This is a genomic window from Acinetobacter seifertii (assembly GCF_016064815.1).
Classification (GTDB): domain Bacteria; phylum Pseudomonadota; class Gammaproteobacteria; order Pseudomonadales; family Moraxellaceae; genus Acinetobacter; species Acinetobacter seifertii.
The window spans coordinates 694,736-708,709 of sequence record NZ_CP065820.1 but is presented as its reverse complement, the minus strand read 5'-3'; the positions used below and the strand labels follow the sequence as shown (position 1 = coordinate 708,709).

The following is a 13,974-nucleotide window of genomic DNA, read 5'->3' as shown; positions in this document are numbered from 1 at the left end:
ATTTTTTACATTCATCACTTATTTGCAAAGTTAGTTAAAGTTTAAAATCTTTAGCTGTATTTTATGAACTTACAAGCTAACTGAGTCATCATAAAAAAAGGAACTCATTTGAGTTCCTTTTTACTTTATAAACCTAAAGTTTTTTCAATATATTCTAGGTTCGGTATATGGTAGCGTCGATCTTGCATTCGTACATATTTAAATACTGTTGGATGCTGTTCAGCTTCTTGGTGTTCATCTATTTCATCGACAATTTCAGAAATACGTAAACGAACAGAAAGCGGCATAGTTTTGCACATTAATGCAAACCGTTGGCTGATATCTTCCCCTTCAATTACCAAGGCTACAGCATATTGATCGGTTGTGTTATGAACTGAGTAGATAGGTAGCTTTACATCATGCCACTCAATATGTTTTACGCCATTTCTTACGTCCATGGCCGATAAGACAATATTTTGTGGCAACAGCATAGGTACCTGATCATTACATTCAATGATATAGGCATCAATAAAACCAGTTGAAACCGTAATAAGATGCTGTAGCTCTTGCTGGTCCATATTACCAATCAGAGATGTATTTACACTACCTTTCATGATTTGACCTCACTTTCAAACGCTACAAGTAAAGCATCGATATTCTCTAGTAATTCTTCCTCTTGGAAAGGTTTACCCATATATTGACTTACGCCTAATGAGAATGCTCGTTCTCGATGTTTTTCACCTGTTCGGGACGTAATCATAATAATTGGCATGTATTGATGCATATCATGATGTCGTACAAGATTCAGTACTTCGAAACCATCCATACGCGGCATTTCAATATCAAGTAGCATTAGATCTGGCTTAATGTTTTCTAGCTGCTCTATGGCATCCACACCATCTTTGGCCGTAACAACATCGTAGCCTTGGCGTTCAAGTAATCGAGACGTTACCTTACGTACAGTTACCGAGTCATCGACAATCATAACGAGACGGCGCTCGTCAGATTCTCGTTGTCTATATACTGCTTCACCAAGCTGTTTATGACGCGGAGTAGACTGAATTTGTCGCGCAATATTTTGTCCATCTAAAATTAAGCAAACTTGTCCATCACCTAAAATAGTCGCACCTGCAATTGCCCCAATGCTAGCGAACTGTTGGCCAATTGGTTTCACTACAATTTGTGCTCGAGAACCAATTAACTGGTCAACAAGTAAAGCCACAGTTTGGCCATTGTTGGCTTTAATCATTAAGACAGGTAATGAATACATCATGCCATTTAGACGTGGTATTGGTTGATTACCCACAAATTCTGAAAGATAACGTAATGGATAACGTTTATTTTCATACTCGAATAGCTCTTTAGGACTTTCAAAATACTGTTCTAAAGAAGCTGGTGAAACTCGAACAATTCGATCGATTTGAGCAAGTGGAATCGCAAATTGCTGATCTGCCACTTTCACCATTAAGGCATCACTTACAGCTACCGTAGTCGGTACACGAATAGTAAATGTCGTTCCCTTACCGTAAACAGAGTCTACGCTAACATGTCCACCTAGAGCCTTAATGTCGCTTTGTACAACATCGAGTCCAACACCACGCCCAGAGATTTGAGTAATCTGATCTGCGGTACTTAAACCCGGATGGAAAATCAGTTGTAAAATATCTTGGTGTTCCAAGTGCTGTTCCAGTTTGATCAGACCGGCAAGCAGTGCTTTTTGACGCACTTTATCTACATCAATACCTTGTCCATCATCGCTAAAGACAACGACCACATCCGTACCTTGACGTTGAATATTGAGTTCAATACGTCCAGCTTCAGGTTTATTAGCTTGCTGTCGTTGTGCTCGGTCTTCTAAACCATGGTCAATTGCGTTTCTGAGCATATGCTCAAGCGGTGTTACTAAACGCTCTAAAATATTACGGTCTAGTTCACCTTCAGTATTATTTACAAAAAGCTCAGCAGGTCTGTTCAACGCAGTAGAGGTCTGACGAACAATTCGCTGTAAACGCGGTAGTAACCGTGAAAAAGGAACTAATCGTGTTCGCATTAAACCTTCTTGAATTTCTGCCTGAATTCGTGACTGTTGTAAAAGCAGACTTTCTGTATCTCTGATCTTGTGAGACAACGTATTTTTAAAGTCGACTAAGTCCGATGCAGATTCAGCAAGAGATTTCGATAACTGATTTAAAGATGAATATTGGTCCATCTCTAAAGGGTCAAAGTCGGTATAACGAGAATGCTCAATACCATGTTTGGCAATAATTTGTGTTTCTAACTCGCCTTCCATTCGACGTAACTGATCGGCAAGTCGTTGAATAGCCAATTCCATTTCAACCAATGTATGACCAAACTGACTTAGATCCATTTCAATTCGCGAACGGTTAATCGAATTTTCACCAGATAAATCAATCATCTTCTCAATTAAGTCTGCTGAAACTCGGATCATTTCATTATTTTGATCCAGACGTTCTGTTTGCTCCCATACTCCCATCATTGGTGGTGGTTCGGTACCATCACCTTGTATAAAGGTCATCACAGGTTCTGAGCTAAACAAATCAGCTTTCGTTAACTTCGCTGGAATTTGGATATTCGTTTCAAAGAATTGAATATTTTCTAAACTTTGTTGTAGTCCATCGAAATGCTGGTAGTTGTGCTTGAAAATTGCATCTTTTAGCCATGCAATTGCACTTTCGAGCAGATGGTCATAAATATTCGAGTTGAAGTGATGCAGTGCGAACTGTTCAAAAGTATTTTCAAGTTGATAAGCAATTGCATACACGGCCTCTAAACCGACCATGCGTGCACCACCCTTCAAACTGTGCACGGCTCTTTGTAACTGAAGCAAGATACTACGGTTCGTACGCTGATCAAACCATTGTTTCAATAGCACATCAGCCATTTCTAACAATTCAGCAGCTTCTTCTAGGAATGTCTGCTCAACAACAACGGTAATATCTTCTTCGTCAACTACAGCTTCATTCTCTTGCGAGGATTCAACTGATGTTATTACTTCAACTGGCGTAGCCAATTCAGTAACAACGGTATCAAATACTTGATCGTGATGAGCTTCTAATTCGTCAACAACAACTTCTGTTTCCGCTGGTACCTCATTTATTAATACTTGAGACACCACCTCTTGTTCAGAGAATATCTCACTTTCAGTATCAAATACTTCAACCTCAGGCACAGGCTGGAAGTTAGAGTTTTTACCCGCTTGTTTTAACGCATTAATGGTGTAAGGAGCCGCATAATCTAGCTGTTTTTTACGCATGATTTGTAGACGATCGGCCAAGTCATCTTGAATCAAACGAATAAAATCAATTAGAGGTGAGGTTGCAATTAACTGCTTTTGAATTAAACGTTCATATATGCTTTCTAATTCATGGGTAATCGAACCGATATAAGTCGCCTGAACCATATTTGCTCCCCCTTTCAAGGTATGCAAATAGCGCATTAAGTTGTTCAGAGCTGCAAAGTTTTCTTGCTCACCTACCCATATATTGAGATCAGTATCAATCCCCTCAAGTAGCTCATCAGCTTCTTCAAGGAAAATGTCCAAAAGGTCAGGATCAAAGTTTCGATTTACCTGTACAGATGAAATATACTGACGATCTTGCTGTACACTCTGGCTTAATACGGTCCAGTCGGCGGAATCTGATAAATTCTGTACCGTAATAACTTCTGGTTCTAGTTCAGTATTGAATAGTGGCTCATCAAAAGTAAAATTCTGATGAGGTAAATCGTTTTGAATACTCGGCGTATGTAACGTATAAAGTTTTAATTCTTCTAGAATACTTTGATGTTGCTTAACAATACCGACTCGCTGACCAGCAGCTAAAGCATCGAACAATTGAATAAGTTGTTGATGCGCTTTCTGATAAATTTCAAAAATATAGTCTGATTGCAACAAGACAGGTTTATCAAGCAATACATTATAGCTGTCTTTCAATTGGCTCGTATATTCATGCAAACCAAGCATTGCTTGAGAGTGAGTATGCTGTAGCAACAGATCAGCCTGTTCACTTAGACGCTCAAGATAACCAGGAAACTCGTTACGAATTCCTTTCTCAAAATCTAATTCTGCATCTAGTAATTCAGAAACATCTAGCAGCAATAATTGCGACACCAAACCATGTGAAGGCATTAATGGATCAGTTCGATCACCATGTTGCTCCACGTAAGCATCCCATGATTGATTAAACTGCGCCAATCTCGCTTCAAGCTGTTCACTTGAACTATTGCTAGATAGCAGTTCTAAGCTCTCGCCAATAAACTCACGATATTCTTGTAATAATAAAATCTCATCTGAATTAGAAGAAAGCTCCTCTTGCAATAAGATTTTAAATAAGTGCTCAACTTTAGTACTGGCTTCAAAAATTGTTTCGACCTGCGCCATTGCAGAACTGCCACGCAAAGTGTGTAGAGCACGTATTAAAGCATTGTAGCTATCATACTGATGTAGTTCTTGATTTAAGAACTGATTAATTGTCGATAAATGCTCTTCCGCCTCTTCCATAAACAAGGCTAAAGTTTCATTTAGATTTATTTCAATTTCAGTATGTACATCTTCAACAATTGGCTCAGCCAATAAATCTTGCTCAATATAGTCTAGCTCAAGCCCAGTGATTGTTTCGGCAGTAAGCGTATTTGAAAGTTGTAAAAGCTCTTCTAAAGCAGGTTCTAAACTTTGCTGTTGTTGTAGTTGTTGGCCTAATAAAATAAGCGGTCTAAAATCTACTGCATGTGCTCGTTTTTGCTTAAAGTTATCTACTAATTTAAGGAAATAGAACTTAAACACTAACTGAACATAGCCTTGAATAGCTGGAGTCAGCTTAAGGCTTTGATTGATTACTCGATTGAGCGTATCTTCAACTGTCCAAGCAAGCTCGGCCGAAGATTTAGCACCAATCATTCTCCCCGAACCTTTTAAGGTATGAAAATGGCGGCGAATTTCAGTGAGCGTAGCAGTATTTGCAGACTGCATCCATTCATTCAACAATGGCTGCAAATCAACAAAAATTTCATCAATTTCTTCGACAAAAATCTCAAGAAACTCAGCATCTTGTTCAGAATAGCTATCTTCAGGTAGAGTCATTGCTTCAGTTAAAGTTTTTAATATTTCTTTCATAGCAAAGGCTTCTTTTGCTTACCCCCTGAGTGGGGAAAACTACAGAGTCAACACCAGAAAAATAGCTATTTCCCCAATATTTGTCTGGCGCTGCTCATACTTTTAAAAGAATAGCTATTATAAGAATAGCTATTCTCATCCCCCAATTTAGTCAGGTAATTTAAAGTCCGTTACTGACTCACGTAATGACTCCGACATGTTTGCCAATTCAGATACAGAACGAGCAGTATCGAAGGTTGCTGTTGTTGTTTGTGAAGTAATTTCTTGTACGACTGTCATGGTTGCAGCAATATGACTCGCAGATGCTGACTGAAGTTTTGCAGCATCAGAAATGCTCGCAATTAAGTTTGCCAAGTCACCCGATACTTTTTGGATTTCATCAAGTGCAATACCCGCATCTTTCGCCAAGTTAGCACCACGAACAACCTCAGTTGTCGTTTGTTCCATCGAGATTACGGCTTCGTTGGTATCCGTTTGAATCGTTTTAACAAGCGTTTCAATCTGTTTAGTTGCTGAAGCAGAACGTTCTGCAAGACGTTGGACTTCATCGGCAACCACGGCGAAACCACGACCTGCTTCACCAGCCATAGATGCTTGAATTGCTGCATTTAATGCAAGAATGTTTGTTTGGTCTGCAATATCGTTAATAAGCGATACGATGTTACCAATTTCTTGTGAAGACTCACCCAAACGTTTAATACGTTTTGAAGTTTCCTGAATCTGTTCACGAATGGTATCCATACCCTCAATAGAACGGTTTACGACTTGTGCACCATTAGATGCAATAGATACCGAACGTTGTGCTACATTGGCAGATTCAGAAGCGTTGGCAGATACTTGGTCAATAGACAATGCCATTTCGTTCATTGCAGTTGATGCACCCGCAATTTCTTGTGCTTGGTGCTCAGATGCTTCTGCTAACTGGTTAGTAATGCTCTGAGTATCTTGTGTATAACGAGCAACTTCTTGAGAAGTTTCGTGAATTCGAGATACGAGGTCACGTAATTGGTCAATCGCAAAGTTAATCGAGTCGGCAATCGCACCAGTAAAGTCTTCAGATACCGTTGCATATGAACGCAAGTCACCATCTGCAAGATCGGCAATTTCATCGAGTAAACGTAAAATCGCATTCTGGTTACGATCATATTCTTCTTGTAATGTCGCTACACGCTGCTTATCTGCTTTACTACGAAGTGATAAAAGTTTTAAGACAGAACCAATTAAGCCAAGAAGCGATAATGTAAGCAATGCAACTAATGCAAAAGCCTGCCAACCGTATTGTGTTTGATCTGAAAGATCACCTAATGCATTTAACATTGCATCAGATTGAGAGAAGATCTCACTAGATGATTGACGAACGTTTACGATCTGGTTGGTATGTTTAAGAACTGATGTCGCGGCAGATTTTAAAACTTTATCGTACTCAGTTTTAATACCTTCCAAAGATTCACGCACTTCAGGAGAATCAACTTTAGCTACGCCTAATTCAGTATTTCCGTTTAGCTGCGCATCTAAGTACACACCAAAAGTCTCGATATCGACACTAAAGTCATGCGCTGAGTTCTCAGAGTTCTCTGTACCAACGAAAACGGAGTTAATAGATCGTAGAATACGTTCCGCAATAAATACCTGGTTTTTAGCAACCACGACCTGATTACTTGATACTTTTTCACGAACCATCTTATCAACCATCAAGTTATATTCAGCTTGAATCTCAGGAATAGAGTCACTAATCGAGATATTCATATTATATAACTGGTTAATTACGTTCTGTTGCGATGAAATTAAGTCAATGTCATAAGCCAAAGATTTCCACAAGCCAGCTACTTTTTTGTATTCTTTTGAAGATGTACCATAAATATTTTCGACATTTTTTATATTTTTGGCAAAAAGTTGACGCGATGCAATCAACTCTTTCATCGCTTCAGGTGATCCAGAAGCTGTTGCTTCCGTAGCCTGTCTAGAAATGGTTTGTGATAATAAGCGCAGCTCACCCATACTACGTGTTAATTCGTTATGGCGAGGTACACTATAGAATAAATAAGCAAGCGAAGTTGAAGCTACTACTAAACATACAGATGCTACATAAAGGATAGGCTTGGACTTTTTACTTTCCCCAAATAAACTGGCATATTGCTCAATTTGTGACTGGATTTTCGCAACAAAGTTGACATTCGATTTTTCGTTTACACTACGATTGCCACTTTTCTTTTTAAGTTTAAAGCCCATACAGCTTCTCCCCAGAAAAATATACTGTTTATTAACAGCATAAAAATTAGTTTATAAATTTTGTCGATGCATTCATGTAATGTGGGTTTTGCAATAGTCGACTAAATAAAAAGACGTGCCAGTGCTGATTATGCTGGTGAAAATACCCCTGACAATATTCTTTTAAATTTTCCTCCAAGTTTAAACTTTGAGAAAAAAAGCTTTTTTTATTAAAGTGTTGGATCCCCAAAACCTGATCAACAACCAGTCCCACATACTGATCTTGATGGCTAATACATAACACTTTTTGGGCAGCCGAAAATGCACTTCGTTGCCCTGAAATAAAATGTGCCAAGTCTGAAACCGAAAGTAACCTTCCCCGAATGTTTGCCAATCCTTTTACCCAACTTTGGGTATTTGGAACAGGTGTATATTTTGGTGGATAGATAACTTCTGACACTTCCCCAAGTGGTGCGACGAAGTATTGCCCTCTCATTTCAAAAGCAATTCCTGACCATCGCTCTGCTTCATTTTGGACTGAAGCGTAATTCTTATTACCTCGTTTAGATAAACGAAGTAACTCGATAAATCCGTTCGCGGCCATACTCGATCCTATAAGACGGGCTTAGACCCGCCGTTTATGTTTTTATGGATGGATGAGTTAATTTAGAAATTGTTTAATTACATCAATCAATTGCTTTTCTTCAATCGGCTTAATTAAGTAATCAAGCGCGCCTTGACGTTTGCCCCATACTCGGTCAGTTGCCTGATCTTTAGTACTCACAATAACAACTGGAATATGCTTAGTGTCTTCATCACGAGTAATCTGACGTGTTGCTTGAAAGCCATTTACACCAGGCATTACAACATCCATTAACACTAAATCAGGCTGTTCTGCTTTTGCCAAAGTTACACCATCCGCACCATTAGATGCTTCAAGTACATCATAACCATGTTTGGTTAAGATCTCTCTAAAACGATAAGTTTCTGTTGGTGAGTCATCAACAATAAGAATACGTGCCATTTCTTTGCCCTTAAATTACTTAATTATGAACTTACATGATTACGAATCGCATTTAGCAATTCATCTTTGCTAAATGGTTTCGTCAAGTATTCATCTGAACCTACCACACGCCCTTTTGCCTGATCAAATAGACCATCTTTACTTGAGAGCATGATAACGGGAATGTTCTGATAATTTTGAGAGTTCTTAATCAGAGCACAAGTTTGATAACCGTCTAAACGAGGCATCATGATATCTACAAAAACGATATCCGGATTCGCTTCAGCAATTTTAGATAAAGCTTCAAATCCATCGACAGCAGTAATCACTTCACAACCTTCTCGTTGCAATAATGTTTCTGCTGTACGGCGAATAGTTTTTGAGTCATCAATAACCATTACTTTCAGATTTTGGAACGCATCTTCCATTTAATCTTCCATCCCCATAACATAAAATATAAATGCAATTTAACTTAAATTTGTTTTTACAGATTTATACGCATTTTTAACATATCTATACTTCTATTTTCAATGAAAGGTTTTTGTCTACTTTCTCATTTATAAACAATAACTTTTAACCTCATCACACTTTCGAAAAAATTATCATTTTTTTTATAATATTAATATTTTTATTCAGTTAAATAATAACTAATATATTTAAGATTAACTATTTAAAAATAAGTGGCTTAGCTTTCTTTTTTTGGGGAATTTTATGAATAAGCGGGTTAAATACACCTTTTATAGGAACTGCTTGTCTGTATTTATAGGCATTGCTTCTTGTGGAGCACTGTTTTTATCTTCCCCAACGTTTGCCGCAAATGATGCCCCTAAAGCTGTTTGGTATCGCTATTATGACCAACATGGGATTGCTAATATCAGTACATCCGTAACTCCTGCACATATCCGTCATGGTTATGAAGCACTCGACCAAAATATGCAGGTCATAAAAAGAAATCACCCCTATAATTCAGAGACCGATTTAAATCAATCATCACAACGCGCATTATCAGCCCGATACAGAGAAGAAGATAACAAATTAAAAAAGGCATATAGCAATAGTAAAACTGCTGTAATTAAAAGGGACCAAGCTCTATTGGCAATAAAAAAACAAATGAACTATCAGCAAGAACAACTCAACCATTTGCAACAAGATAAAATTTTATTTAAACGTCAGGAAATGGAATATTTCCGTAAAGGTGAAAAAGTTCCTGAGAGGCTTAAAGCATTGATTGAAAACAATCTAACCAATATTCTCAAGGTTAAACAAACACTTGAATTACTTTCAAAAAATTATAATCACACCAACAATGAGTATGAAAATATTATCGAACGTTTAAAAAAGCTTGAATAAGCGCACAGCTTTATCAAGAATAGGGGCAAAATAAAATTTGAACTACAGGATGATGCTGTATGCGCACAACGCATCTTACCCCTTCTACTTTTTTTAAATTAAGCTTAATTAGCCTGAGTTTGATTTTAGCTGCATGTCATCAGCAAGACGCACCAAAAACAACAGTATCTGAACCTAAAAAAATTGAACTTATCCCTCAAGATTTAATTTCTATAAAAGAAGGCTCCGTAGCTACTCAGACCTCTTTTACAGGAACTATTCGTGCAGTACAACAAAGTTCTATTCAAGCTCAAGTCAGTGCGACAGCAACATCCGTTAATGCAAATGTAGGTCAAAAAGTACAAAAAGGCCAAGTATTAGTCAGGTTGAATAATCAAGACAATGCTGCACGTTTAGCTCAAGCAGAAGCTAATCTTGCTTCTGCTCAGGCACAAGCAGAGCTTTCACGTAATTTGATGAATCGAAAACAAAGATTACTCAATCAAGGCTTTATTGCCCGCGTAGAGTTTGAACAGAGTCAAGTAGATTATAAGGGTCAACTTGAAAGTGTTAGAGCCCAGCAAGCGAATGTTGATATTGCTAAAAAAGCTAACCGAGATGGCATTATTACGAGTCCTATTTCAGGTGTGATTACTAAACGACAAGTTGAACCGGGACAAACTGTATCAGTTGGACAAACACTATTTGAAATCGTTAATCCTGATGAATTAGAAATACAAGCAAAGTTGCCTATTGAGCAACAATCTGCACTAAAAGTGGGTAGCTCTATTCAATATCAGATTCAGGGAAATTCAAAAAAATTACACGCAATACTGACTCGGGTCTCACCTGTAGCAGACCAAGATAGTCGACAAATTGAATTCTTTGCGAGCCCTAAAGAAGCAATTGATTCACTCAGTATCGGCGCATTTATTAATGGCATTATTTTGCAAAATGATCGCAATCAAGGACAAACCATTCCTTTAGATAGTATTCAAAACCTGCAACAAGATCCTTTCGTATGGGTAATACGCAATCAAACCATTCAAAAGGTCAAAATTCACGTAGTTGAGCAACGTTACAACGAAAACATCGCTTTGGTACAAGGTTTACAAAGTACAGATCAGGTAAGTCGTATCCAGTTTGAAGACTCAGACATTAATAAAAAAGTAACGCTTACAGCCGAAAAAAATAAATAAGGTAGCAAATAGCTTATGTGGTTTACCCGAATCAGTGTGAAGTACCCCGTTTTTACCATTATGATGATGCTGTGCTTAATGGTACTCGGGTTAGCCTCTTGGAAACGCATGACGGTTGAAGAGTTTCCTAATGTAGATTTCCCATTCGTAGTCGTTACCACGCAATATGCTGGTGCCTCACCTGAAGCGGTTGAGTCGGATATTACCAAAAAACTCGAAGACCAAATCAACACGATTTCAGGCATTAAACAAATTACTTCACGTTCAAGTGAAGGGTCTTCGATGGTGATTGCCGAGTTTAATCTTGATACCTCTTCTGCAATTGCAGCACAAGATGTGCGCGACAAAATTGCTCCAGTTATCGCTCAATTTCGTGATGAGATTGATACGCCGATTGTGCAACGATACGATCCTTCATCTAGCCCAATTATGTCGGTGGTGTTTGAGTCGAATACGATGAGCTTGGCTCAATTAAGTTCATACGTAGATAAAAAAATTGTGCCTCAGCTTAAAACCGTTTCTGGTGTAGGTAATGTCAATCTACTTGGCGATGCTAAACGTCAAATTCGTATAAAAATCCAACCTGAACAATTGCAAAGCTACGGTATTGGCATTGATCAGGTTATTAACACGCTAAAAAATGAAAATATAGAAGTCCCTGCGGGAACTTTACAGCAAAAGAATTCTGAACTCGTGGTACAGATTCAATCAAAAGTTATTCATCCTTTTGGTTTTGGTGATTTGGTTATTGCCAATAAAAATGGTTCCCCTATTTTTCTAAAACAAGTGGCAACTGTTGAAGATACTCAAGCAGAACTGCAATCCAGTGCTTTTTATAACGGAAGAACGGCTGTCTCAGTCGACATTTTAAAAAGTTCCGATGCTAATGTAATTCAAGTCGTCGATAAAACTTACCAAACGTTAGAGAAGCTAAAAGCTCAAATGCCTGCGGGTTTAAATTATAAAGTCGTGGCAGACAGCTCCAAAGGTATTCGCGCTTCAATTAAAGATGTAGTTCGTACCATTCTTGAAGGGGCAGGCTTAGCAGTTTTAATTGTTTTACTCTTTTTGGGTTCTTTCCGTTCTACAGTCATTACAGGTTTAACTTTACCGATTACCCTGCTGGGAACATTAACCTTCATTTGGGCTTTTGGTTTCAGTATTAACATGATGACGCTGTTAGCCCTGTCACTGAGTATTGGTCTGTTAATTGATGACGCGATTGTAGTTCGAGAAAACATTGTTAGACATACTGAGCTTGGCAAAGACCATGTCACCGCGGCTTTAGATGGCACCAAAGAAATTGGTTTAGCCGTACTCGCAACCACACTTACCATTGTGGCAGTATTTTTACCTGTTGCTTTCATGGGGGGATTAATTGGCCGTTTCTTCTACCAGTTTGGGGTAACTGTAAGTACAGCTGTTCTTATTTCCATGTTTATCAGTTTTACACTCGACCCGATGCTTTCAGCACATTGGAAAGATCCGGTAAAGAAAAAAGAAAGTCGACTACAACGTTTCTTTAATCGTATTTCTAAATTATTAGATGGCCTTACCCATATTTATGAAAAGTTGTTGAAGCTTGCTCTGCGCTTTCGTTTTATTACAGTCATTATTGCGATTGCTTCACTGGTCGCTGCCTTAGGTTTATCTAAATTGATTGGAACCGAATTTGTACCAGTCCCAGATAAAGGCGAAATTCGCATTCAGTTCGAGACGCCCGTCGATGCTTCTTTGGAATATACCCAAGCCAAACTACATCAAGTCGATCAAATTATTAGGCAATTCCCTGATGTTGTTTCTACCTACGGGGTTGTAAATAGCACAATAAACTCTGGGAAAAACCATGCGGGTTTAGGAGTGACTTTAAAACCAAAACAAGAACGTAGTTCAGACTTAGCAACGCTCAACAATGAGTTCCGTGATCGTTTGCAAACCGTAGCGGGCATTCATGTTACTTCCGTTGCTGCTGCTCAAGATTCAGTTTCTGGTGGTCAAAAACCTATCATGATTTCCATTAAGGGAACTGACCTAAATGAGCTGCAAAAAATTTCAAATCGGTTTATGACTGAAATGGGCAAAATTAAAGGTGTAGTCGATTTAGAAAGCTCTTTAAAAGAGCCAAAACCAACTTTAGGTGTTCATATTAATCGTGTATTGGCAAGTGACTTAGGCTTGTCTGTTTCCCAAGTTGCCAATGCAATCCGTCCATTAATTGCAGGCGATAATGTCACCACGTGGGAAGATCGTGACGGCGAAACCTATGACGTTAATATTCGGTTAAATGAAGACAAACGCATGCTTCCTCAGGACGTTCAAAATCTATATCTCAACTCAAACAAAACTGGTGCAAATGGACAATCAATATTAGTTCCATTGAGTGCGGTAGCAACAACTGAGGAAAAACTCGGCGCGTCACAAATTAATCGACGCGATCTTGAACGTGAAGTACTCATTCAAGCTAATACATCTGGACGCCCAAGTGGAGATATCGGGAAAGATATTGATAAAATGCAAAAAGCATTTAAGTTGCCTGCTGGTTATACCTTCAATACCCAAGGGGCTAATGCCGACATGGCCGAGTCTGCAGGTTATGCATTAACTGCTATTACGCTTTCCATTGTATTTATTTATATTGTTTTGGGTTCTCAGTTTAATAGTTTTATTCACCCAGCTGCGATTATGGCATCTTTGCCGCTGTCATTGATTGGGGTATTTCTTGCCCTCTTCTTGTTTAGAAGTACTCTAAATCTATTTTCGATTATTGGCATCATTATGCTTATGGGGCTGGTAACAAAAAACGCGATTTTACTTATCGACTTTATTAAAAAGTCCATGGAACATGGGGAAAGTCGTTATGATGCTATTTTACAAGCGGGTAAAACCCGTTTACGCCCAATCTTAATGACTACAAGTGCTATGGTCATGGGTATGGTTCCATTAGCTCTAGGCTTGGGTGAAGGTGGAGAGCAAAGTGCACCAATGGCTCATGCTGTTATTGGTGGAGTAATCACCTCTACCCTGTTGACACTAGTAGTTGTACCCGTCATTTTCACTTATCTGGATGACTTGAAAAACTTTCTGCTGCGTCAAACTCGACGATTCATGTCATAATGCAGCGACTA

General features: G+C 38.5%; 9 protein-coding genes. 3 read left to right on the top strand and 6 right to left on the bottom strand.

The window, feature by feature from the left end; genetic code table 11:
• Positions 1–125: 125 nt before the first annotated feature.
• The 6 genes from I8T81_RS03450 to pilG all read right to left on the bottom strand — a co-directional run bounded on the left by I8T81_RS03450 (position 126) and on the right by pilG (position 8,749).
• Entirely contained in the window at positions 126–593 is a 468-nt protein-coding gene (locus I8T81_RS03450; RefSeq protein ID WP_004705778.1) for a hypothetical protein, read from the bottom strand.
• Positions 590–5,110 carry a hybrid sensor histidine kinase/response regulator gene (locus tag I8T81_RS03445; protein WP_198072122.1) on the bottom strand — a complete coding sequence of 1,507 codons (4,521 nt, stop codon included), beginning with the start codon at positions 5,108–5,110 and terminating at the stop codon, positions 590–592. The genes I8T81_RS03450 and I8T81_RS03445 overlap by 4 nt, the downstream gene beginning before the upstream one ends.
• Before the next feature lie 147 nt (positions 5,111–5,257).
• On the bottom strand, positions 5,258–7,339 hold the full coding sequence (locus I8T81_RS03440; RefSeq protein WP_151761890.1) for a methyl-accepting chemotaxis protein: 2,082 nt from the start codon (positions 7,337–7,339) through the stop codon (positions 5,258–5,260).
• A 46-nt stretch (positions 7,340–7,385) separates the two neighbouring features.
• Entirely contained in the window at positions 7,386–7,922 is a 537-nt protein-coding gene (locus tag I8T81_RS03435) for a chemotaxis protein CheW (protein WP_004705775.1), read from the bottom strand.
• A gap of 57 nt (positions 7,923–7,979) precedes the next feature.
• Positions 7,980–8,342, bottom strand: coding sequence for a response regulator (locus tag I8T81_RS03430; protein ID WP_004705774.1), 363 nt, complete (start codon positions 8,340–8,342; stop codon positions 7,980–7,982).
• Between the two features lie 23 nt (positions 8,343–8,365).
• Positions 8,366–8,749, bottom strand: a complete 384-nt coding sequence (gene pilG, locus I8T81_RS03425) for a twitching motility response regulator PilG (protein ID WP_000389061.1) — start codon at positions 8,747–8,749, stop codon at positions 8,366–8,368.
• Positions 8,750–9,032: 283 nt separating this feature from the next.
• Here pilG and I8T81_RS03420 point away from each other — a divergent pair, with 283 nt between their 5' ends.
• From I8T81_RS03420 to I8T81_RS03410, 3 genes are read left to right on the top strand one after another with little or no spacing between them, the layout of a single operon-like run.
• Positions 9,033–9,671, top strand: a complete 639-nt coding sequence (locus I8T81_RS03420; RefSeq protein ID WP_198072121.1) for a hypothetical protein — start codon at positions 9,033–9,035, stop codon at positions 9,669–9,671.
• Between the two features lie 59 nt (positions 9,672–9,730).
• Complete coding sequence (locus I8T81_RS03415; RefSeq protein ID WP_198072120.1) at positions 9,731–10,849, top strand: efflux RND transporter periplasmic adaptor subunit; 1,119 nt, start codon at positions 9,731–9,733, stop codon at positions 10,847–10,849.
• A gap of 15 nt (positions 10,850–10,864) precedes the next feature.
• Positions 10,865–13,963 carry an efflux RND transporter permease subunit gene (locus tag I8T81_RS03410; protein WP_198072119.1) on the top strand — a complete coding sequence of 1,033 codons (3,099 nt, stop codon included), beginning with the start codon at positions 10,865–10,867 and terminating at the stop codon, positions 13,961–13,963.
• Positions 13,964–13,974: the final 11 nt, after the last annotated feature.

Excerpts from the sequence above, each read along its gene's own strand:
- I8T81_RS03450 (WP_004705778.1), bottom strand. The coding sequence starts at position 593 with ATGAAAGGTAGTGTAAATACATCTCTGATTGGTAATATGGACCAGCAA.
- I8T81_RS03420 (WP_198072121.1), top strand. The coding sequence starts at position 9,033 with ATGAATAAGCGGGTTAAATACACCTTTTATAGGAACTGCTTGTCTGTA.
- pilG (WP_000389061.1), bottom strand. The coding sequence starts at position 8,749 with ATGGAAGATGCGTTCCAAAATCTGAAAGTAATGGTTATTGATGACTCA.
- I8T81_RS03415 (WP_198072120.1), top strand. The coding sequence starts at position 9,731 with ATGCGCACAACGCATCTTACCCCTTCTACTTTTTTTAAATTAAGCTTA.
- I8T81_RS03410 (WP_198072119.1), top strand. The coding sequence starts at position 10,865 with ATGTGGTTTACCCGAATCAGTGTGAAGTACCCCGTTTTTACCATTATG.
- I8T81_RS03440 (WP_151761890.1), bottom strand. The coding sequence starts at position 7,339 with ATGGGCTTTAAACTTAAAAAGAAAAGTGGCAATCGTAGTGTAAACGAA.
- I8T81_RS03430 (WP_004705774.1), bottom strand. The coding sequence starts at position 8,342 with ATGGCACGTATTCTTATTGTTGATGACTCACCAACAGAAACTTATCGT.
- I8T81_RS03445 (WP_198072122.1), bottom strand. The coding sequence starts at position 5,110 with ATGAAAGAAATATTAAAAACTTTAACTGAAGCAATGACTCTACCTGAA.
- I8T81_RS03435 (WP_004705775.1), bottom strand. The coding sequence starts at position 7,922 with ATGGCCGCGAACGGATTTATCGAGTTACTTCGTTTATCTAAACGAGGT.